The 19,787-nt window shown below is 72.8% G+C and carries 16 protein-coding genes; 4 read left to right on the forward strand and 12 right to left on the reverse strand.

Going from position 1 to position 19,787, the window contains the following annotated elements; genetic code table 11:
- Positions 1–139: 139 nt before the first annotated feature.
- Positions 140–1,444 carry an MFS transporter gene (locus IE313_RS26565; RefSeq protein ID WP_189936521.1) on the reverse strand — a complete coding sequence of 435 codons (1,305 nt, stop codon included), beginning with the start codon at positions 1,442–1,444 and terminating at the stop codon, positions 140–142.
- Positions 1,445–2,009: 565 nt separating this feature from the next.
- Here IE313_RS26565 and IE313_RS26570 point away from each other — a divergent pair.
- The 3 genes from IE313_RS26570 to IE313_RS26580 are packed head-to-tail and all read left to right on the forward strand — an operon-like array spanning position 2,010 to position 4,066.
- A complete protein-coding gene (locus IE313_RS26570; RefSeq protein WP_189936522.1) occupies positions 2,010–2,177 on the forward strand; it encodes a hypothetical protein in 168 nt (55 codons plus the stop codon).
- Between the two features lie 59 nt (positions 2,178–2,236).
- Positions 2,237–2,590 (forward strand): response regulator transcription factor, encoded by a 354-nt coding sequence (locus IE313_RS26575; RefSeq protein WP_189936524.1) that lies wholly within the window; start codon positions 2,237–2,239, stop codon positions 2,588–2,590.
- Between the two features lie 12 nt (positions 2,591–2,602).
- On the forward strand, positions 2,603–4,066 hold the full coding sequence (locus tag IE313_RS26580; RefSeq protein ID WP_189936526.1) for a helix-turn-helix domain-containing protein: 1,464 nt from the start codon (positions 2,603–2,605) through the stop codon (positions 4,064–4,066).
- Between the two features lie 265 nt (positions 4,067–4,331).
- Here the strand turns inward: IE313_RS26580 and IE313_RS35535 are convergent, their stop codons facing one another.
- The 11 genes from IE313_RS35535 to IE313_RS26640 form a co-directional block, all read right to left on the reverse strand.
- Positions 4,332–5,291, reverse strand: coding sequence for a helix-turn-helix transcriptional regulator (locus tag IE313_RS35535; RefSeq protein WP_229924980.1), 960 nt, complete (start codon positions 5,289–5,291; stop codon positions 4,332–4,334).
- A gap of 674 nt (positions 5,292–5,965) precedes the next feature.
- Entirely contained in the window at positions 5,966–6,454 is a 489-nt protein-coding gene (locus IE313_RS26590; protein WP_189936528.1) for a hypothetical protein, read from the reverse strand.
- Between the two features lie 174 nt (positions 6,455–6,628).
- A complete protein-coding gene (locus IE313_RS26595; protein WP_189936530.1) occupies positions 6,629–7,630 on the reverse strand; it encodes a helix-turn-helix transcriptional regulator in 1,002 nt (333 codons plus the stop codon).
- Positions 7,631–8,075: 445 nt separating this feature from the next.
- Positions 8,076–10,685, reverse strand: a complete 2,610-nt coding sequence (locus tag IE313_RS26600; protein WP_189936532.1) for a hypothetical protein — start codon at positions 10,683–10,685, stop codon at positions 8,076–8,078.
- Entirely contained in the window at positions 10,682–12,190 is a 1,509-nt protein-coding gene (locus tag IE313_RS26605; RefSeq protein WP_189936534.1) for a purine-cytosine permease family protein, read from the reverse strand. The genes IE313_RS26600 and IE313_RS26605 overlap by 4 nt, the downstream gene beginning before the upstream one ends.
- 116 nt (positions 12,191–12,306) lie before the next feature.
- Positions 12,307–13,317, reverse strand: a complete 1,011-nt coding sequence (locus IE313_RS26610) for a LacI family DNA-binding transcriptional regulator (protein WP_189936535.1) — start codon at positions 13,315–13,317, stop codon at positions 12,307–12,309.
- Entirely contained in the window at positions 13,317–14,231 is a 915-nt protein-coding gene (locus tag IE313_RS26615; RefSeq protein ID WP_189936537.1) for a ribokinase, read from the reverse strand. Before IE313_RS26615 ends, IE313_RS26610 begins: the two co-directional genes overlap by 1 nt.
- A gap of 306 nt (positions 14,232–14,537) precedes the next feature.
- On the reverse strand, positions 14,538–16,151 hold the full coding sequence (locus IE313_RS26620; protein WP_189936540.1) for an NCS1 family nucleobase:cation symporter-1: 1,614 nt from the start codon (positions 16,149–16,151) through the stop codon (positions 14,538–14,540).
- Between the two features lie 219 nt (positions 16,152–16,370).
- A complete protein-coding gene (locus IE313_RS26625; protein WP_189936542.1) occupies positions 16,371–17,369 on the reverse strand; it encodes a TIGR03842 family LLM class F420-dependent oxidoreductase in 999 nt (332 codons plus the stop codon).
- Between the two features lie 661 nt (positions 17,370–18,030).
- Positions 18,031–18,546, reverse strand: coding sequence for a PaaI family thioesterase (locus IE313_RS26635; RefSeq protein WP_189936544.1), 516 nt, complete (start codon positions 18,544–18,546; stop codon positions 18,031–18,033).
- A gap of 72 nt (positions 18,547–18,618) precedes the next feature.
- Positions 18,619–18,792 carry a hypothetical protein gene (locus IE313_RS26640; RefSeq protein WP_189936546.1) on the reverse strand — a complete coding sequence of 58 codons (174 nt, stop codon included), beginning with the start codon at positions 18,790–18,792 and terminating at the stop codon, positions 18,619–18,621.
- 199 nt (positions 18,793–18,991) lie between these two features.
- Between IE313_RS26640 and IE313_RS26645 the strand changes: the two genes are divergently transcribed.
- Complete coding sequence (locus tag IE313_RS26645; protein WP_189936548.1) at positions 18,992–19,489, forward strand: peptidylprolyl isomerase; 498 nt, start codon at positions 18,992–18,994, stop codon at positions 19,487–19,489.
- The last annotated feature ends 298 nt before the right edge of the window (positions 19,490–19,787 follow it).

Raw genomic sequence — 19,787 nt, forward strand, 5'->3', positions numbered from 1 at the left:
TCCGACCGGGGCCGGCCGGGCACTCACCGGCTCGGGCACGGACCGGGTCGGCAGCCACCGGCCCGGCAGGGCACGCGCCTGCCCCGGCGCGCACCGCCGCGGCTTCGGCTTCGGCGCACACCGCCCGTGGCTTCGGACCTCAGACCTTCGTCCGGGCCGGGGCGCCCGCCTGCTCCGGCAGTCCGTGGCGCCTCAGCAGGGGCGAGGGCAGCAACCACACCCAGGCGGTGAGGGCGCCGGCCGCCGCCACCCACAGGGTGGGACGCAGCCCCGCCACCGTGGCGAGCGTGCCTCCCAGGAGGGACGCGAGGGGCCGGGTGCCGAGGTTGACTGCCTGGTAGGCGCCGAACACACCGGAGCGCAGGTCGTCCGGGACGTGCACGGCGAAGATCGTGGCCAGCGAGATGTCGATCCAGATCACACCGAGCCCGGAGGTGAACTGGGCGCAGACCAGCAGGCCCAGGACGAGCCGCTGCGGGCCGCCGGCCGCCGGCACCAGCAGCATCGGGGCGGCGAAGACGACACAGCCCAGGGCGAACCCGCGCCCCACCCCTATCCGTGCGAGCAGCCGGGTGGCACAGGTGGCACCGAGCAGGGCCCCCAGGGCCCCGGCGCCGAGAACGGCCCCGATCAGGCCCGGGTCGAGGTGCAGCGCCTTCGTGGCGTACAGCACGAAGAGCGTCGATCCGATGAAGGTGAAGAAGTTCACGGTCGCCGTGGCGGCGAGTGCGGGCCTGATCACCGCGGAGCGCAGGATGAAACCGCCCGCTGCGGCGAACGGCCGGCCCGTGCGGGGCGCCGGCGGAGGTTCGACGGGGGCGACCCGGGCCAGTGAGAAGGCGGAGGCGAGGAAGGTGGCGGCGTCCGCCAACAGGCTCAGCGGCGCCGAGAGCCACTGCACCAGCAGGCCGCCGACGCTCGGTCCGACGACCTTCGCCATGGCGCGGCCGCCGCTGGCCAGGGCGTTGCCCGCGACATACCGGTCCGCGGGGACCAGGGCCTTGAAGACATGGGGGTTGGACACCTCGAAGAAGACGGACAGCGTCCCCACCGTGAAGGAGACCGCGTACAGGTGCCAGAGCGTGAGGAGTCCGAGGGCGGCGGCGACCGGGACGGTCACCAGCACCGCCGCGCGGGCGAGGTCGGCGGCCAGCATGACGTGCCGGCGCCGGCGCCGGCGATCGGCCCACTGGCCGGCGGGCAGGCCGAGCAGCAGGGTGGGCAGCCAGGCCGCCGCGCCCAGGAACCCCATGGCCGCGGCGTCGGCGTGCAGCACGGTGACGCCGATCAGCGGAATGGCCAGGGCGGATATCTGGTCGCCGAGGCCGGAGACGGTCTGTCCCGTCCAGTAGCGCCGGAAACCGGGCTGTCTGAGCAGGTCCGGAATCCGCGGGCCCCGTGTGCGCCCTGGGGTGGTCGGGGCGTCGGTGGAACGAGCGTCCATACCTGTGGGTCCTTTGCAGTCGTGTGGTGTGCGCCGTCGGGTACGGGACGCGGCGCTGCCGGGGTCCACCGCCGCCGACCGGTTCTTCCACGGCCCGGGGCCGGGCCCGTTGCCCGGCTCTCCGGGCAGGGGCCGCGGGCATCGGGACGGCGGACTTGCGGCCCGCACCCGGTCCGGGCAGGTGCCGGGGCCTGACGGGGGCGGCCGGCCGACAGGGGGCCCGCGGCCGCGGGCGCGGCAGTGGCAGCCGGTGTGTCCGGGGCGCGCAGTGCCCGGTGTGCTCTCCGGGCGGGCGCGGCACACCGATGTTCGCACACGCGTGCAGTGCCGCCACCCGGCACGAGGGACCGGACGGCCGGATCGCGGGGCCCGGCAGGGGCGGCCACGGTCCACCGGCGACCGCCGAATCACGAGGGTGCAGCCATTACGCCGCTTTCCTCCCCGTGTCGCTTTCGTGCCAGGCACGTTGCTGAGGTATCCGCCCGGTCGCTGACACCCCGTCCGCGCGGCCAAGCTGGACTCGACCCGAGGACATGGCTCTCTCCACGACGGAAGGGGAACTGTCATGCAGAGCTCGTCGATGTTCGCGCGCCTCACCCTGGCGGCGTTCCTGGTCCTTTCGGCCATCGGGGCGTTCGGTGACCTCCAGGGCCTGCACGGGGCTGATACCGGCGCCCCGACGGAGTCCGGAGTGCCCGACAACTCCGTGGACGACACCTCGTGGGGCGGCTGAGCCCCCGGCCCTGCACCCGTCCGTGCGCGCCCGGTACCGACCCAGACACAAGGGCATCGATGACTGACCGAAGTGGCTCCAGGCCCGCACTCACCCCCCGGGAGGGGCAGGTCCTCAGCCTCCTCGTCGACGGTGGGACGTACTGGAGCATCGCCCGTCACCTGGGCATCAGCCCGCACACCGTTGACACCTATCTGCGCCGCCTGCGCGGCAAGACGGGGGCGGCCAACCGGACGCAACTCATCGTCTGGGCCCTCAGCGCCACCGGGCCCCCCGGGGCCCGGCACGCCTCAGGGGAGATCGACACCGGGCCCGCGGGACGGCCGGCCCCCGAGGCCCCCGAGGCGGCACCGGTGAGCGGACCCGCTTTACCGGCAACGCCCCGCAGCACCATCCCGGCGCAGGAACGCTGACGTAGGGACGCCATGGACGATGAGCAGACCCTCAGATCCTTCAGCCAGCTTCTGAGAACGCACCGGCAACGGGCGGGGCTGACCCAGCAGCACCTTGCGGACCTCGCGACGGTGAGCGTCCGCGCCGTGCGCAACCTGGAGCGGGGCACCGTACGCGCGCCCCGCCTGGAGACCGTCAGACTGCTCGCGGCCGGACTGGGGCTGCGGGCCGCGGAGCGCGCGGTACTGATCGAGGCGGCGTCGAACGGGCCCCGGCACCGCGCCGCCGCCCCCGCGCGGTACCGGCTCGATCCCTCGCCCCTGTGGGCCACGACGGGCGCCGTGGTGGGCCGGGAGGCGGAGATCGCCACCCTGGTCGAACTCCTCGGACTGCCGGGCCAGCGGCTCGTGACGGTGGTGGGGGTCGGCGGGGTCGGCAAGACGCGCGTGGCCGCGGAGGCCGTGAGCCGCTGCGCCCGCGCCCAGGACCTGCCCGCCCGCTGGCTGACCCAGGCGGAACCGGACCGCGACGTACCGGAAGCGGGTGCGGTGCCGCCCGGCCGTGCGGCACCGGCGGGCGCCACGCCGCCCCGTCCGGGGGCCGACGCGTTCGGCCCGCCGCACGGACGCCTCGTACCGGACGGGCCGGCCGGCGCCTTCGCTCCGCGGGGCCCGCTCGCCTCCGTGCACCCGCATGTGCCGCGGGAGGCGCTCGCCTTCGGCGAGGACGGGTTCCGCGCGGCACGCACCCTCGGTGAGATCGCCTCCGACATCGACGACCGTCCCGCCCTGCTGGCGCTGGACGATCTGGAGGCGTGCGGTGTCGGTGTCGGCCAGGCCATGGAGCTGATGCTGCGCTGTCCGCGGCTGCGCCTGCTGGTCACCGCCTCGGCCCCCATCGGCGTCCCGCACGAGCAGGTGCTGCCGCTGGCCCCGCTGCCGGTGCCGTGCGCCTCGGACGAGGCGGACCCGGTGCGCCTGGCGCGTAACCCCGCGGTGCGGCTGCTGGCCAGCCACATCAGGCGCTTCGACCCCGCCTTCCGGCTGGGCGGGGGCAACGCGGGCGTCGTCGCGCAACTCTGCCGGGCCCTCGACGGACTGCCGAGGAGCCTGGAGTACGCGGGCTCCTGGTCCCTCGTCCGCTCTCTCGAACAGCTCCTCGACGAGGCGCGGCTTGACCCGTTCCACACACCCCCTCCCCCGACCTCGCTCCTGCGTCCCCGGCACCCTTGCCAGGGGCTGCGGCGGACCATCGCACGACTGGAACCGCGCGTGCGCTCCCTCCTCGCCGCCATGGCGCGCCGGGCCGGCGCCTGGTCCATCGGTGAGGCGGCCGCGCGGGCCGGGCTCGACGAACGGGAGGCGACGTCGATGCTGCACACGCTGGTCACCCTGGGCCTGTTGAGGACGGTCACGGAGAGCGGAGGCGAACGGCGCTTCGTCGCGCTGCGCCAGGTGCAGCACCTGTACGCGGCACTGCCCGCGGCCGTCTGCTGACGGGGCGGTGCGCCCCGTGGGCCGCACCGCCCGGCGCGGCGCCGGGGCCGCGCCGTCCGCTCCGGCTCCGGGACGCCCTCGGGTCGGGCACCCGGGCGAGGGTCCGGCCGGTCACCGTGCCAGGCGGCAGGTGCGGTCTGGTGCGCCGCGGGATCCGTCGGCCGGCGGCCGGTCGCGGGTGTCAGGGGGGAGCGGTCCCGAGCACGCTCGCCGCGCCGACCGGCCGGTGGACAACGTTGCCACCGAGTCGGGGCCGGATGGCGCCTCAGTGCGGGAGCTGTCCCGGGCCGGTGTCCGCGCCGACTAAGCCGCGTGCGGCGGCGTTGACGCCCGCCTGGAAACGGCTCGTGGCGTCGAGCTGCTCCATGATGTCGGCGATGTGACGCCGTGCCGTGCGCAGCGACATGCCGAGCCGTCGGGCGATGGCCTCGTCCTTGATGCCCGCGGCGAGCAACCGGATGATCGTCTCCTGGATCTCCCGCGAGACCTTCTCAAGGCCCTGGCCGACGGGGTCGGCGAAGGGCGTGGCCCGGTCCCAGGTCTGCTCGAAGATCTGGCACAGATAGGCCACGGTCGACGCCTCGCGGATCACCACGGCCCCCCAGCGGTCGTCGTGCAGGGGTATGAAGGCAAGTTCGCGGTCGAACACGATCAGCCGGCCGAACAGTTCGTGCGAGGTCCTGTACTGGCCGCCGAGGGCGGAGTTCGCCGCCACATAGGCCTGGCTGGGGCCGTTGAAGCGAGCGGTGTGGTGGTACAGGGTCCGCAGCACGATGCCCCGTCCGAGCATGGCCTGGTCCCGCTGGAGCGCCTCCTGCATGGCCTCCGGTACGCGGGAGCCGCCGCCGGGCTGGCAGCTCAGCACCTCCTCACGGCACCGCTCCGACGCCCGGTTCAGGGCGTTGCGCACGTCCTGGACGTTCTCCAGTATTTCCAGCGCCTCGCGCGGCGAGCGGCGCCGGTGGTAGAGCGGGGAGAAGGGGTGGAGCGCTTCGCGCAGCGCGTCGATTCTCCTCTGCTGCTCACGGATGTGCGCCTCCAGCGGGGCGGCCAGTTCCGCGGTGGCGGTCTCGGGCGCCACCGCGTAGACGTCCGCGGGATCGTCGGGGTTGGCGTGCAGCAGATGGGCGCGGAAGAGGCGGTCGATGCTGCGCCTGATCCGGTCGGGGGTAATCCCCGTATCCTCCGCGATGGCCGACTGGTCGATGGTCCGGTGCTCGAGCACCCAACTGTAGACGACAGTGTCAGAATCCCACGGTTCATGCACCGATCCGGACCCCTTCACGCAGTTTTTTCTTGTGGTTGGGACATGTCCGAACCACCAACCCCAGCAATTCCGGCAGTGCGGTTTCCTGAGGCTTTCCTGTACCGCGCCGTAGAATATGTGCTTCCGGCTCGCACGGCAATGGCGGGCCGTTTCCCCGGCCCCGTCACAGGGCGCGCCGGTACCGGCGCGCCCCGGCCCCGCGCGGACTCGGGCGCCCACGGGGCTGTCCGGGGGGCGGCGGACCGTCTCGCCGGACGGCGCCGGCACCGCCTGTGGGCTGGTACGAGACGCGGCGGACGGCAGCCACGCCACCGGCTCGCGGTGCGGCCGCCCGGCGTGCCAGGGCCCCGGGCACCATTCGGTCACCGACGGGCACGGCACCGGGGAACCGGGTTCACCCAGGAAAATGCGGGTGACCGCGCCGATAAATGCGGGTGCTTCGCGCTCGGGCGTGCCAGGATTGTCGCGCCGCGACCGCATGGATTTCACATGGGTGTGCGCCTGCAGCCCGATGTGCTTGCGATTCCTTCCAGCGTCCCGGTATTCCGGGGACGAGGATTACGGGGCCGCGGGGGAAGCGGCGGGTGCCAGGACCGCCCGGTGTCCGCGGTCCGCTCCGCTGCGCGCGCTCGTCAGTCGGTGGGCGACGGATCGTCGGCCGGGCCCAGACAGGTATGGATCAACCGGCCGCCCGGTGCGAGGTCGACGAGCCACGTCCAGTGCACCGGGACGTACAGGATCTCGCTGACCCTGAGGCGGTAGGTGCGAAATGCCGTGGACCCGGCCCCGGCGGAGTCGGCGGGGCCGGCCAGGAGCCACCACTTTCCGGTCCCCGCGGTCTGGTGGAACAGGCAGTGCCGCCGTGCGGAGCCCGTTTGCAGGCCGGCTCCCACCGGTTCGAGCCGGCAGGTGCGCACCGGTAGCCCCGTGGCCCTGCTCAGCCCCTCGGCGAGCAGGGCGAGCTCCTCGGGCCCGGCCTGCGGGCGCAACGCCGGGTGGTCGTGCTCGGGCCACAGGATTCCGGGGGCCCGCCCCAGATGGGCGAAGACGAAAAGGGCCAGCTCCTGAATGTATAACGCCCCGGATTCGTCCCTTTCGAAGTGCTCGTGTCCCATGTCCATGTTTCGCCTTCTGTCCTCGCCGGCCGTCGTCCTTGTGAGGCGAAGCCGGCCGTTCAGACCAGGGCTGGTGGGGTCCTCGTCCCCTGAGTATCCGGTGCACCGCAGCCGTCCCGCCAGCCACGGGAAACCGGTCCCGGACATGCGCGACGGGGGCCGTGCGGCGTGGTTCTCCCGTCACAGGGGGAGCCGGGGCGGCCTGGTGTCCGCGCCGAGTAAGCCGCGTGCGGCGGCGTTGGCACCGGCCTGGAAACGGCTCGTCGCCTCCAACTGCTCCATGATGTCCGCGATATGGCGCCGCGCGGTGCGCAGCGACATCCCGAGCCGCCTCGCGATGGCCTCGTCCTTGATGCCCGCGGCCAGCAACTGGACGATGGTCTCGTGGATCTCACGCGACACCTCCTCAAGGCCCTGGCCGACGGGGTCGGCGAAGGGCGTGGCCCGGTCCCAGGTCTGCTCGAAGATCTGGCACAGATAGGCGACCGTCGACGCCTCGCGGATCACGACCGCTCCCCAACTGTCGTCCTGCACCGGTATGAAGGCCAGTTCCCTGTCGAACACGATGAGGCGGCCGAACAGTTCGTGTGAGGTCCGGTACTGTCCGCCGAGGTCGGAGTTGGCGGCGACGTAGGCCTGGCTCGGTCCGTTGAACCGGGCCGTGTGGTGGTACAGGGTCCGCAGGACGATACCGCGTTCCAGCATCGCCTGGTCCCTCAGGAGCGCCTCCTGCATGGCTTCGGGCACCCGCGAGCCGCCGCCGGGCTGGCAGCTCAGCACCTCCTCACGGCACCGCTCCGACGCCCGGTTCAGGGCGTTGCGCACGTCCTGGACGTTCTCCAGTATTTCCAGCGCCTCGCGCGGCGAGCGGCGCCGGTGGTAGTAGGGCGAGAAGCGGCTGAGCGTCTCCCGCATGACGGCTATGCGCCGCTCGTTCTCGCGTATGTGGGTTTCCAGGGGGGCGGCCAGCTCCGCGGTCGCCGTTTCGGGGGCCACCGCGTAGACGTCCGAGGGATCCTCGGGATTGGCATGGAGCAGATGTGCGCGAAAAAGGCGTTCGATACTGCTTCTGACTCTTTCCGGAGTGATCCCGATGGTCTCGGCAATCGCCTGCTGGTCGACGGCGCGATGCTCCAGCACCCAACTGTAGACGGCTATGTCGGAATCCAGCGGGTCATACACGGATCAGAACCCCTTCGTGCAGCTCTTTCTCGTTCGGACCGAATCCGGTCCCGGGCCAGGGGACTCCGTCGGGGCGACGCCCGGTCATATGGCGCGGGGCCCGGCGGCGCCCGCAAACGCCGGTGCCGCGTACCGCAGTGCCTGGCTTCGCACTGTGTGGAACCCGGCCCCTGGGCCGCCCTTTCCGGACCACATCGACAACAGCGTCTCCTCTACCCAGAAGCAGGGAGGTGATGTCCCTACCGGCAACCGGCGAATTCGCACACAAGAATGCGGACGCGGCAGTCCTGCTGCACGGCGGCCCCGGGCCGTGCCGGCCTCCGGGCCGTGCCGCCCGGCGGGCCCCGGGCGGCCGGGCCCGTACGGCCCCACGGCGCGGCCGGCCCCCGACGGCCTGAGGCCCGGCCGGGTCCCCGGCGGCCTCACGGCTCGGGCGGGCCCGGCCTCACGGCAGGTGGGGCCGGAGCCTGGGCGGGCGGAGCAGTCCGCTCGGGTCCGGCGGGCCCTGCCGCTGGCTGCCGTGCGCGTAGTGCGAGTTGGCGGCGGTCGACGCCACCCGGATGCGCAGGAGATTGGGTCCTTCCCGCAGCACCCCGGGGCCGAAGGCGGCACGGAACGGTCCCCAGCCCCAGCGGCCGACGCGGTGCCCGTTGATCTCCGCCTCCGCGCTCGCCGCGACCTCGGGAAGCAGGAGCTCCCACCGGGGCCACGCCGCTTCGGCCGCCGTCAGCGCGACCTGGGTCCGGTATTCGCCGACACCCGAGAAGGTCTCCTCGCCCTGCCGCTCCCAGCCCCGGTACACGTCGACGGGCCGCACCCGGTCGTCGACGGCGAGGGTCCACCCCGCGTCGAGCACCCTGGTGGCCGGAACGGCACGGGGGCCGGGGTCCAGGTGCACGCAGACCAGCTCTCCCGGGTCGAGGGTGAGGCGCAGGTCCCCGGAGACCTCGAACGGCTCGCCGGTCGTACCGTCGGCGGTGTTCCAGCGGGTGACCAGCGCGGGCAGCCCCGTCGGCCGCACGGAGACGGTGCGCCGCCCCGGGTCGTCGTTGAACAGCGCCACCCTGGTGCCCGTGGCGTCCAGGCCGCGGCGGGACCACACCATGCCGTCGGTCTCCACCCGGGTGTGGCCGGCCAGGGCGGCGCAGAGGCGGGCGTCGACGTCCTCGTCGGAAGGGACGCCCTCCCAGTACGCCCCGTGCTCGCCCCCGAGCAGGGCGCGCGTCCGCGCGGTCAGGCGTGCGTCGAGCCCCGAGCGCTGGGTGGCCGACGGCAGGGGTCCTGAGGCGAGGACGCTCCCGCCCCGGGCGGCGAACTCCTCGACGGCGTCGAGCGTCGCGGCGTCGGCCACGACGGACACCCCGGGCAGGATCAGCGTGGTGAACCCCTGCGGCAGTGGTCCCGCGCGCAGCTCGCGCTCGTCCAGAAGGCGGAAGTCGTAGCCGCCCCGTGCCAGGTGCTCCGCCCAGAACGCCAGGTGCTTGCCGTACGGGTGGCCCGGTCCGCATGCCCAGCTCGTCCGCAGGGGGTAGAGCACGGCGATCTCGTCCAACGGCCTGGCGCCGTCGAGGAACTCGGAGAGCCTGCCGGACTCGTCGGCGAACGCCCGGTGGTGGCCGAACCAGGGTTCGAAGTTGACACCGGGCGGGAAGTCGAAGCGCGGGTTGGCGAGGACCTCGTCCCGGTCGTCGCCGTCCGTCAGCCAGAACGCGTGCGTCAGCAACTGCCGCATACCGAGCAGATGGTGCCGGACGGTCTGCTCCCGGAGCTGGCCCAGGGTGAGTTCCCAGCGTCCCGCCGCGAAGTGCGAGCCCTGCCCGGTACGGGCGAAGTACTGCTCCACCAGGCAGCCGGAGCGCCCGTGGGAGCGGGCCATGGAGTCACCGAACTTGGCGCTGATCTGCGGGTGCTCGTTGCGCGCGTCGACCGCCGTCAGGTCGCGCAGCCGGTCGAGGCCGAAGTAGTCGGTGCCGAAGTTCGTCCGCGGGTCGTCGGTGATGATCGTGCTGGTCGGGTCCCACGACGAGACGTAGCCGAGGACCTCGTGGCCCGAGAGCGCCACGCCGTGCGCCCTGCACCACGCCGACAGCGTGCCGAGGAAGGCGTCGATGCCGACCGAGGCGTACCGCTCGAAGAAGTCACAGCGCCAGGCCGCGGTGCGCGGTCCCACATCGCGGGCCAGCGCCAGCAGGACCCGGCGGTCGGCGGGCACGATCGCCGGTGCGTACATCAGCGACGAGCCCACGTGCCCCGTCCGGCCCCGCCAGTCGAAGAAGCAACCGTGCGGCTGGTCGAAGAACACATAGCGGACCGTGCTGCCCAGATGGTCGCCGAGCGCCGCCGCGTACGGCTCGTAACCCACCTCAAGGAACCGCTCCGCGGCCTCCGGCAGCAGGTAGTTGATCATCCGGCTGGAGGCGCACCGGGCGGCGACGAACACGGTCAGGGCCGAGCGTCCGCGCAGCGCCTCGGCGGCGACGCGCACCCGGCACCCGGACCCGCCCGCCTGGACCAGGACGGCGTCCGCGGTGACGTCCACGACCGACTCCGCGTCGTCGACGGTGCCCTCGGGGTGGGCCAGCGCGGCGACGACCTCCCACTCGTCCCAGCGCAGGGCACCGCCCTCGAACACCCAGTTCCTGCCGGGTTCGAGGAGGTGGTCGACGTCCGTCGCCCGTATCCCGTCGACGGCGCACTCGGCGAACGCGCCGCCGAGGCGGGCGGTGGTGAAGAACATGTGCCGCTCGCGCAGTTCGTCCCGGCCCGCCACGGTCCGGCCGCCCGCGTGCCCGGAGAGCCAGTTGTACTCGTCGTAGAGCCCCATCATCAGGCCCCGCGCGGCGGCCTCGTCGGCCGCGGCGCGGCAGGCGGCGAGGTACTCCCCGCCCAGGTAGTCGGCCCGCGGGAAGGAGAGCCTGGTCTGGATCTGGAACGAGCCGAAACCGGCCGCGGCGAGGGAGTCGAGCTGCTCGCGGATCTCCTCGCGGGTCGGGATGCGCTGCCAGAACCAGTAGGTTGCCGGGGCGTGCCACACATCGGGCCTGGTGAAGCTCATGACGGTACGCCCTCCAGGTCGCGGCCTGGCTCCGTGCTGCGCGCCGGGCCCTTCGGGTCGATCCCCAGCACGAACGTCAGAAGGGCGTAGAGGGCGGCGCCGACGGCCATCGCGACGAGGACGCCGACGTTGGTGGTGCCGATGACGCCCTTCTTCTGGTCCTCGGTGAGCAGGAAGCCGACCACCTTGGCGATGTTCGGGTCGGAGGAGGTGACCAGGCCGAGGCCGATCACCGTGGCGGCCACCAGGGAAACCAGGGCGGTCCAGCGTCCTGCGCTGCCGCCCTGTCCGGCCGGCATGGCCAGTTCCGTCGGCCAGCCCAGGCGGCGCTGCCGGACGAAGTCCAGCAGTTGGATGCCGCCCATGGTGCCCATCACCACGGCGATCAGCGCGAGGAACGCCTGGAAGGTGGCGAGGAAGGAGTCGGAGACGAACAGGAGGTAGAAGGCGCCCGCCGAGATGACCACCATGTTGACGACCGTCGTGCCCGCCCGGGAGACGGGCACTCCCAGGGCCAGCAGCGCAAGGCCCGACGAGTACAGTCCGGTGATCGCGGCGGCGATCAGCGAGATCACCACGACGATGCTGAACGGCACGAAGAACCAGAACGGCAGCAGGTCGGTGAGTGCGCCGACCGGGTCGTCGGCCGCCGCGGAACCGAGCTCGGGGTTCCCGGCCGCGAGCAGGATGCCGAGGACCAGCAGCACGGCCACCGGGAGTGTGATGCCGCCCGCGGTCCAGCCGACGACACCGCGCGCGCCGGTGCGGCGCGGCAGGTAGCGGGCGAAGTCGCCGCCGTAGTTGAGGAAGCCCAGACCGACCAGGGTCATGGCGAGGACGGCCCCGCCGACGAACTCGCCGAACGAGCCGTTCGGGGTGTGCCCGATCCGGCTCCAGTGGATGTGCGGCACGATCATGCCGATGAAGACCACCGTCATCACGGCGGTGAGCCAGGCGACCCACTTCTCCACCCGCAGGATGAGCCGGTGGCCGAAGACCGCCACGGTGACCGTGAGCACGAGGACGATCACGAACCACATCATGACCGCGGGCACGCTCTCGTGCCCCCGGCCGTCGGCGAAGGCGCCTGGCCACAGCCGCGCGAAGAGCCTGGCGCCGGTCGTGGAGGCCAGCGTGATGATGGTGACCTTCCAGCCGACGTTGGACAGGTAGGCGAAGAAGGTCGGGAACTTGTTGCCGTGGAAGCCGAAGGCGAGCCGTGTCTGGGTGAGCGTGGGCAGCCCGGTGCGCGGCCCGCCGACGGCGAGGATGCCGACGAGGACCGCCGACAGCACGTACCCGAGCAGGCCAGCGGCGACGGCCTGCCAGGCGCTGAGGCCGACGCCGTAGACGTAGACGCCGTAGCTGACCCCGAGGATGGAGATGTTCCAGGAGAACCACACCGCGAAGAGGCCCCGCGGGGTGCCGTGGCGTTCGCCGTCCGGAACCGGGTTCACACCGTTTCGTTCGACCGCTGCCGCGGCCGGTTTCTGGTCCTGCTTCATGAGCGGCCTCCCAAGGCTGCGGCATGTCGGTGGCGGGGACTCGGCGGTGCGCCGTACGGCCCCCGGCCCTGCGGGCGGGGACGGGACGCGGCGGCGGTGCTCTGCGGCACGGCGGCTCACCGGGTCCCCGGGGCGGCGGCGCATCCGCAGGACCTGCGGATGGCCAGCGTGAAGTCGAGCAGCACATGCTCGGCGACCGACGACGCGAGCAGTGCGAGGGCGCACTGCGCGGCGGCCTTGACGGGTTGTTCGACGACGGACATGGCGGGGTCGGAGTATTCGCTGCGGCGCGTCCCGTCGAAGCCGAAGACGGCGAGGTCGCCGGGGACGGCGAGGCCGAGACGGTGGGCCACGGCGAGCAGTCCCTCCGCCTGGGAGTCGCTGCTGACGAAGACGGCGTCCGGTGCCCGTGCGGTGAGCAGGGCGCGTCCGGCCCTGACCCCGCCCTCCACGGAGAACGCGTCGACGTGGACGAGCGCCGGGTCCGGGGCCCTGCCGGACTCCTTGAGCGCGGACCTCCAGCCCGCCAGCCGGTCCACGGCGTTGCGGTGGTCGCCGGGGCCCGCGACGCAGGCGATGCGGCGGTGTCCGTGCTCGATCAGGTGCCGGGTGGCGGCGTGCGCCGCGGCGGTGTTGTCGATGCCGACGAAGGAGTGGCCCGGCCCGTCCAGCGGCCGGTCGAGCACCACCGCGGGGACCCCCGCGTCGGTCATGTTCCGCAGCGAGGAACCGCGCCGCGCCCCGATGAAGACGATGCCCGCGACCTGCTGGTCGAGGAAGCGGCGCAGATAGGCCCGCTCGCGCTCGTCGTCGCCGCCCGAGTCGCCGATCAGCAGCACCTTGCCCTGCTCGAAGGCGCAGTCCTGGACGGCCTGGGCGAACTCGGCGAAGAACGGGTTGGAGATGTCGGGTACGAGCATGGCCACCGTCTGCGACTCCTGGGTGCGCAGGGCCCGTGCCACGGCGTTGGGACGGTAGTCGAGCTCCTCGATGGCCGCGAGCACCCGCTCCCTGGTGGCAGCGGCCACCGGCCGCGGCCCGTCGTTGACGACGTAGCTGACCACCGCGGTCGAGGTCCCGGCCAGGCGGGCCACGTCCGCACGTGTGGGCGGCTTGCCGTTGCGCATCAGGCGCTCCCGTTCCGCGACAGCGCCGCCACGGCGGCCTGGGCCGCCCCGGCGACCTGCACCGTGCGCGAGGCGGCGGCCACCCCGCGCGCGACGGCGTGCGCCAGGTCGGAACCGGCGGCCAGCTCCGCGGCGAGCACCCCGACGAAGGCGTCCCCCGCGCCGGTCGCGTCGACCACCTCGACCGCCTCCAGGACCGGGAGGTGGGCCGGCGCCGTGCGTGCCCCCGCGACGACGGCGCCCTGCGCGCCCAGTGTGATCACCGCGCTCCGTGCGATGCCCGCGAGCCGCCGCACCGCGCCAAGGGCGGCGGGAACGCCCGACGGGGCGGCGGTGCCGAGCAACTGCCCCGCCTCGGTGGCGTTGACCACGAGCACGTCGACCCGCTCCAGCACCGGACGGGGCACGGCGACGTACGGGGCGAGATTGAGCACGGTCAGACGGGGCCCGAGACGGACGACCTCGGTGACCGCCTCGACGGGGATCTCGCCCTGGACGACGACCACGTCCGCCGCACCGACCGCGGCGGCCTCCTCCCGCACCCGGTCGGCGCCGGTCGCCGCGTTGGCCCCCGGGACCACCACGATCTGGTTCTCGCCCCGGCTGTCCACCGTGATCAGCGCCGTGCCGGTGGCGAGGCCGGGCGCCCTGCGCAGCGGGCCGGTGCCGACCCCGGCCGCCGTGAGGGCCCGTACCAGTTCGCCACCGTGGTCGTCGTCGCCGACGGTGGCGAGGAGCCGGGTCCGAGCGCCCGCACCCGCGGCGGCGACGGCCTGGTTGGCGCCCTTGCCGCCGAGGCCGGTGAGCAGCCGGTCGCCGAGGACCGTCTCACCGGGGGCGGGAAACCGCTCGGTACGCACCGTCACATCGCGGTTGACCGAGCCGACGACCAGGACGCCGCCGTTCCGTACCATCGTCCGATCCGTTCTACTCGTGTTGTCTATTCGTGTTGTCTATTCGTGTTGTCTATTCGTGTAGACCGGATCGGGGACCTCTGTGCACTGATCACGGCGAGGGTGCGCAGGCCAGCACCGGCGCCGCGGAGCGGTACGCCGGCCCGCCCTGTCCCGTTCGGCGGGCGTCGACCTGCTGGGCGACTCTCCCCCGCGGAAAGGCGATGCGTCAAGACCTTGCGGAACTTCTCATTCCGGCAGGTCCCCGCCCGGCGGTGGCCGGCCGGCCCGCGCAGGACCGCGGGGCCGACCGCGCACGGACGGCTGTCAGGCGCCGCCGCCCCCGAGGTCCCCCGGCAGGGCCCGGCCGCGCCGCTCCCGTACTGCCGCCGGCCACATCAGCGCCGTGTACAGCACGAACGCCGAGGCGAGGCCGACGGCCCAGCCGTAGTCGGCCAGCGGCTCAAGGGCCGGAACGAGGCCGTCCGCGGGGAAGGGGCCCTTGCCCGGGGCGGAGTGCGAGCCGCCCACGGCGAGGAGGCCGCCCACCAGGAACGCCAGCACCGCCCGCCAGTTCCAGCCACCGGTGTACCAGTACCGCCCCTGCCGCTGGTACAGCTCCACCAGCTCCAGCGACGCACGGCGCACGAACCAGTAGTCCGCGATCAGGATCCCGGCCACCGTGCCGAGCAACCCGCCCACCACACCCAGCCACACGTAGATGTAGAACTCGGGGGTCTCGATCAGCTTCCACGGGAAGATCAGCACGCCCACCACACCCGTGATCAGCGCACCGGTCCGGAAGTCGACCAACTTCGGCGCCAGATTGGCCAGGTCGTACGCGGGAGAGACGACGTTGGCGGCCAGATTGGTGGAAATCGTCGCGACCAGCACGGTGACCAGGGCGAACAGCAGTCCCAGCACGCTGTCGGCCTTGCCCGCCACGGCCACCGGCTCCCAGATCGGCTCCCCGTACACCGCCTGGGTGCCCGAGGTCACCAGCACCGACAGCAGTGCGAAGGCCGTCATCGTCGTCGGCAGCCCCATCGTCTGGCCCCACACCTGCGCCCGCTGGCCCCTGCCGAAGCGGGTGAAGTCGGGAATGTTCAGCGACAGCGTGGACCAGAAGCCGATCATGCCCATCAGGGCGGGGAAGAAGACCGGCCAGAAGCGGGCGCCCCAGCCGAGCCGGGAGGGCGCATCGAGCAGCGGTCCGAAGCCGCCCGCCTTGTCGGCCATCCACACGAGCAGCACCACGGCGCCCACCAGTACGAAGGGCCCTGCCCAGTTCTCGAAGCGGCGCAGGGTCTCCATACCGCGCAGGATGACGGCGAGTTGCAGCGCCCAGAACACCACGAAGCACAGCCACAGGGTCCACGGATAGCCGCCGATCTCCGCGGCCCCGGCCCAGGCCCCGCCGTATGCCTTGCCCAGCAGGACGTAGATGCCCTGGCCGCCGATCCAGGTCTGGATGCCGAACCAGCCGCAGGCGACGGCCGCACGGACCAGTGCCGGCAGGTTGGCGCCGCGCACCCCGAAGGACGCCCGGGCGAGCACCGGGAACGGTATGCCGTACTTGGGCCCCGCATGCCCGGTCAGCAGCATGGGCAGCAGGACGATCACGTTGGCGAGCGCGATCGTGAGGACCGCCTGCTTCCAGTCCATGCCGAGCGTGACCAGACCGGAGGCGAGCGTCCACGAGGGGATGTTGTGCGCCATGCCGATCCACAGCGCGGTGAAGTTGTACGTGCCCCAGTGGCGTTCGGCGAGCGGGATGGGGCGCAGGTCCTCGTTGGCGAAGGGGCTCCCGGCGGGATAGGCGCCGTGCAGCAGCTCCACGCGGCCGTCGCCGGTGAGGAACTGCGCGCCCGATATGGAGGGGGAGGGACCGAGGGGGCCCGGATTTCCTGACGGGGGGCCAGGGGGGACGGTGCGGGTCATGGCGTGCCCATTCGCTGGTAGGGATGTCCCGGCGAGGCCGGTGCGGGTGCCTCCCGGGCCGTTGCAGCACCGAAGGGCGCGGAGGGGAGATACCCGGGGGGTGGCCGCGGGTACGCGGGTGCGATGGGTGGGAGATGCGCGGCGGTTGCGGGGAAAGCGCGAACGGCCGCCGGATGTCCGCGAGGCGGGCCGGCGTCCGGGGCCGGTCGGCTCGACGGGTCAGCCGAGCACCGGGATGATCTCGGAGCCGTAGGTGTCGATGACCTTCTCGCGGGCGTCGTGCATGGCGTACACCGCGAACTGGTCGACGCCGAGGTCGCGCAGCGTCCGCAGCTTCTCCAGGTGCGCCTCGGCGGGTCCGAGCAGGCAGAAGCGGTCCACGATCTCGTCGGGCACGAAGGCCGCGTCCGGGTTGCCGCTGCGGCCGTGGTGCGCGTAGTCGTAGCCCTCGCGGGCCCGGATGTACGAGGTGAGCGCGTCCGGCACGAGTGCGGAGTGCTGCCCGTACCGGGCCACCAGGTCGGCCACGTGGTTGCCGACCATGCCGCCGAACCACCGGCACTGCTCACGGGCGTGCGCGAGGTCGTCCCCCACGTAGGCGGGAGCCGCCACGCAGACCTTGACCGCGGCCGGATCGCGGCCGGCCGCCTCGGCGGCGGCGCGCACCGACTTCACCATCCACTCGGTCAGGTACGGGTCGGCGAGCTGGAGGATGAAGCCGTCGGCCCGCTGCCCGGCCACGGCCAGCGCCTTGGGACCGTAGGCCGCCATCCAGACCGGCAGCCTGCTGTCCCTGGCCCAGGCCAGCCGCATGCGCTGTCCGTCGACCTCGGCCGCACGGCCCTCGGCGAGATCGCGGATCGCGCCGATGGCGTCACTCAGCCTGGCCAGGGTGTTCGGGGGCCGGCCCGCGACCCGCAGGGCGGAGTCGCCGCGTCCGATGCCGCAGACGGTGCGGTTGCCGTACATCTCGTTGAGGGTGGCGAAGGTGGACGCGGTCACCTCCCACGACCGGGTGCTCGGATTGGTGACCATCGGGCCGACGATCAGCCGCTCGGTGTGGTCCAGGATGCGGCTGTGGATGACGAACGGCTCCTGCCAGAGCACGGCGGAGTCGAAGGTCCAGCCGTAGCGGAAACCCGCCCGTTCGGCGCGGCGCATGAGGGTGACGACGGCGGAGCCTGGCGGGTCGGTCTGGAGGACGAGTCCGAAGTCCATGGGAACAGCTCCTGGTCCGGAGGGCTTTGAGGACTGGAAGGGCCGACTGGAGGACGGGGCGGGGACGGCGGCCCGGCCGGAGCGCTCGGTACGGGCTCGGTGCGGGTACTGGCGGATGCCGCGCGGGACTTACTCGGCGGGGGCAGCGGGGCAGTGGGCAGCGGAGGGACAATCGTGGACTTGTTCTCCTGGCTTGGCAAGAGGACTCGCTGCGCGCCCCGTGCTCGTCGGCGGAGGAAGGAGGCGCTCACCGCAGTGGAGAGGGCTCGCCGCCGGATCGGGCGTTCCGGTGTTCGGTGTTCCTGTGTTCCCGGGTCCCCGGGTTCGAGGTTCCCGGGTCCTCGTGCTCCCGGGTTCCGGGGTTCCGGGGTTCCGGGGTTCCGGGGTTCCCGGGTTCCGGGGTTCCCGGGTTCCCGGGTTCCGGGGTTCCCGGGTTCCCGGGTTCCGGGTTCCGGGGTTCCGGGGTTCCGGGGTTCCCGGGTTCCGGGGTTCCGGGGTTCCGGGGTTCCCGGGTTCCGGGGTTCCGGGTTCCGGCCCGCTCGTCAGGACCCGCGGCCCTGCGGCCTGTACTGAGGCACGGCGTGCGGCTCGCAGGCCGCCCGGCGCGCCTGCCCCGGCCGGCCGAGGAGCGCGGAGGCGTCCTCGGCAGGCCGGGCCTTCGTCACACGGGGAAGACCAGGCACGTGGTGCTGGCGTGGGCCACGAGCCGGTCCTGCTGATCCAGGATGCGCGCCTCGGAGGTCGCCGTACGCCGACCCAGCGTGAGGACCTTGCCCTCGCACACCAGGCGCCCCGACGCGAGGGTCACCGCCCTGGTGAAGTTGATCTTCACTTCGAGGGAGGTGTAGCCGGTGCCCGCCGGCAGACGGCTGTGCACCGCACAGCCGAGGGCCGTGTCGGCGAGCGTGGCCATGACGCCCCCGTGGACACTGCCGATGGGGTTGTAGTGCCACTCCGCGGGCGTCAGCGCGAACACCACCCGCCCGTCGCCCACCTCGACCACGTCTATCCCGAGGGTGTCCAGGATGGGCGGCCGCGGCAGCGTTCCGTCACCGATCGCCTCCAGGAACTCCCGACCGCTCCTCCCCGGTACCGCGGCCGCCGTCGTGGCGGGGTCCTGCCACCGGTACGTCCGCTCCCGCGCGGCGTCCGAGCCTGACGCATCGGATATGGCCATGATCTTCCTTTCACGCCGTCCTCCTCGGGCGGCCGTCGCGGTCCCCGTGCCCGCCCCCGGGCCGACAGCGGCCTACCGGGGTTCGAGTGTCACGACCACGTCGGACAGCGGGACGTCGTGGCACGCGGTGCAGCGCACAGCGGGCTCGGCGGGGGCGCCGCACCGGGCGTGGACCAGGTTCAGCGACAGCGGGCGCTCGTCCTGCATGCCCTTGCCGAAGCGGAGCGCCATCACGTTGTTCGCCATGTGCGCACTCCAGTCCTGACTGGACACATCCCCCACCGGCTGACTAAAGGTAGCACCAGTCAGCCCAAGCCCCCGTGCCGCGGTGCGGCCGACGGACGGCGTCGTGACCTGCGAGGCCGCCCCATGCCCCGGGCGCCTCACCCTCTCGTCGGTCATGGCCGGTCGCCCCCGCAGGCGCGGGGGATGTGATCATGGCTCAATGAACAACAACGTTTTCTTCGACATCACCATCGACGACGCGCCTGCCGGACGGATCGTCTTCACGCTGTTCGACGACGTGGTCCCCAAGACCGCGCGCAACTTCCGTGAGCTGGCCACGGGCGAGCACGGCTACGGGTACGAGGGGTCCGGCTTCCATCGGGTCATCCCCGATTTCATGCTCCAGGGCGGCGACTTCACCGCGGGGAACGGCACCGGGGGCAAGAGCATCTACGGCGAGAAGTTCGCCGACGAGAACTTCCAGATCAAGCACACCAAGCCGGGCCAGCTCTCCATGGCCAACGCGGGACCGAACACGAACGGCTCGCAGTTCTTCATCACCACGATCGTCACCAACTGGCTGGACAACAAGCACGTCGTCTTCGGCGAGGTGGTCGAGGGCATGGACGTCGTGAAGCGGATCGAGTCCCTGGGCTCGGGCAGCGGCGCCACGAAGGCCAAGATCACGATCGCCAAGTCCGGCGTCGTCGAGGGCTGACCGGGTTTCCGGCCCCCGGATCCGCACACATCCGCATAAATCCGCATACAGCAGGGGCGCCGGCCAGAGACGGCCGGCGCCTCCTCGCCGGAGCCTCACCCGCCCCCGGACAGCGGCCAGGGGGCCACCGGGAGCAGGGCGGGCCTCCGGTGCGGGGTGCCGGAGCCGGCCGGCCTGCTCCCGGTGGCCATGTGACCCGTGTCAGCGAGAGGGCCCGCGAAGATCACCGGGACTACCGCCCGACGCGCCGCGACGGTCCCTCCCCCTCAGCCACCCACGGTGCAGGCGGCGGCCCGCC

It is taken from the genome of Streptomyces sulfonofaciens, assembly GCF_014656295.1.
In the GTDB taxonomy this organism is placed as follows: domain Bacteria; phylum Actinomycetota; class Actinomycetes; order Streptomycetales; family Streptomycetaceae; genus Streptomyces; species Streptomyces sulfonofaciens.

Bases quoted from the DNA above. Each gene is read 5' to 3' on its own strand.
- IE313_RS26570 (WP_189936522.1), top strand. From the start codon at position 2,010: ATGCAGAGCTCGTCGATGTTCGCGCGCCTCACCCTGGCGGCGTTCCTG.
- IE313_RS26640 (WP_189936546.1), bottom strand. From the start codon at position 18,792: ATGGCGAACAACGTGATGGCGCTCCGCTTCGGCAAGGGCATGCAGGAC.
- IE313_RS26625 (WP_189936542.1), bottom strand. From the start codon at position 17,369: ATGGACTTCGGACTCGTCCTCCAGACCGACCCGCCAGGCTCCGCCGTC.
- IE313_RS26600 (WP_189936532.1), bottom strand. From the start codon at position 10,685: ATGAGCTTCACCAGGCCCGATGTGTGGCACGCCCCGGCAACCTACTGG.
- IE313_RS26620 (WP_189936540.1), bottom strand. From the start codon at position 16,151: ATGACCCGCACCGTCCCCCCTGGCCCCCCGTCAGGAAATCCGGGCCCC.
- IE313_RS26580 (WP_189936526.1), top strand. From the start codon at position 2,603: ATGGACGATGAGCAGACCCTCAGATCCTTCAGCCAGCTTCTGAGAACG.
- IE313_RS26565 (WP_189936521.1), bottom strand. From the start codon at position 1,444: ATGGACGCTCGTTCCACCGACGCCCCGACCACCCCAGGGCGCACACGG.
- IE313_RS26645 (WP_189936548.1), top strand. From the start codon at position 18,992: ATGAACAACAACGTTTTCTTCGACATCACCATCGACGACGCGCCTGCC.
- IE313_RS26590 (WP_189936528.1), bottom strand. From the start codon at position 6,454: ATGGACATGGGACACGAGCACTTCGAAAGGGACGAATCCGGGGCGTTA.
- IE313_RS26635 (WP_189936544.1), bottom strand. From the start codon at position 18,546: ATGGCCATATCCGATGCGTCAGGCTCGGACGCCGCGCGGGAGCGGACG.
- IE313_RS26605 (WP_189936534.1), bottom strand. From the start codon at position 12,190: ATGAAGCAGGACCAGAAACCGGCCGCGGCAGCGGTCGAACGAAACGGT.
- IE313_RS26610 (WP_189936535.1), bottom strand. From the start codon at position 13,317: ATGCGCAACGGCAAGCCGCCCACACGTGCGGACGTGGCCCGCCTGGCC.
- IE313_RS26615 (WP_189936537.1), bottom strand. From the start codon at position 14,231: ATGGTACGGAACGGCGGCGTCCTGGTCGTCGGCTCGGTCAACCGCGAT.
- IE313_RS26575 (WP_189936524.1), top strand. From the start codon at position 2,237: ATGACTGACCGAAGTGGCTCCAGGCCCGCACTCACCCCCCGGGAGGGG.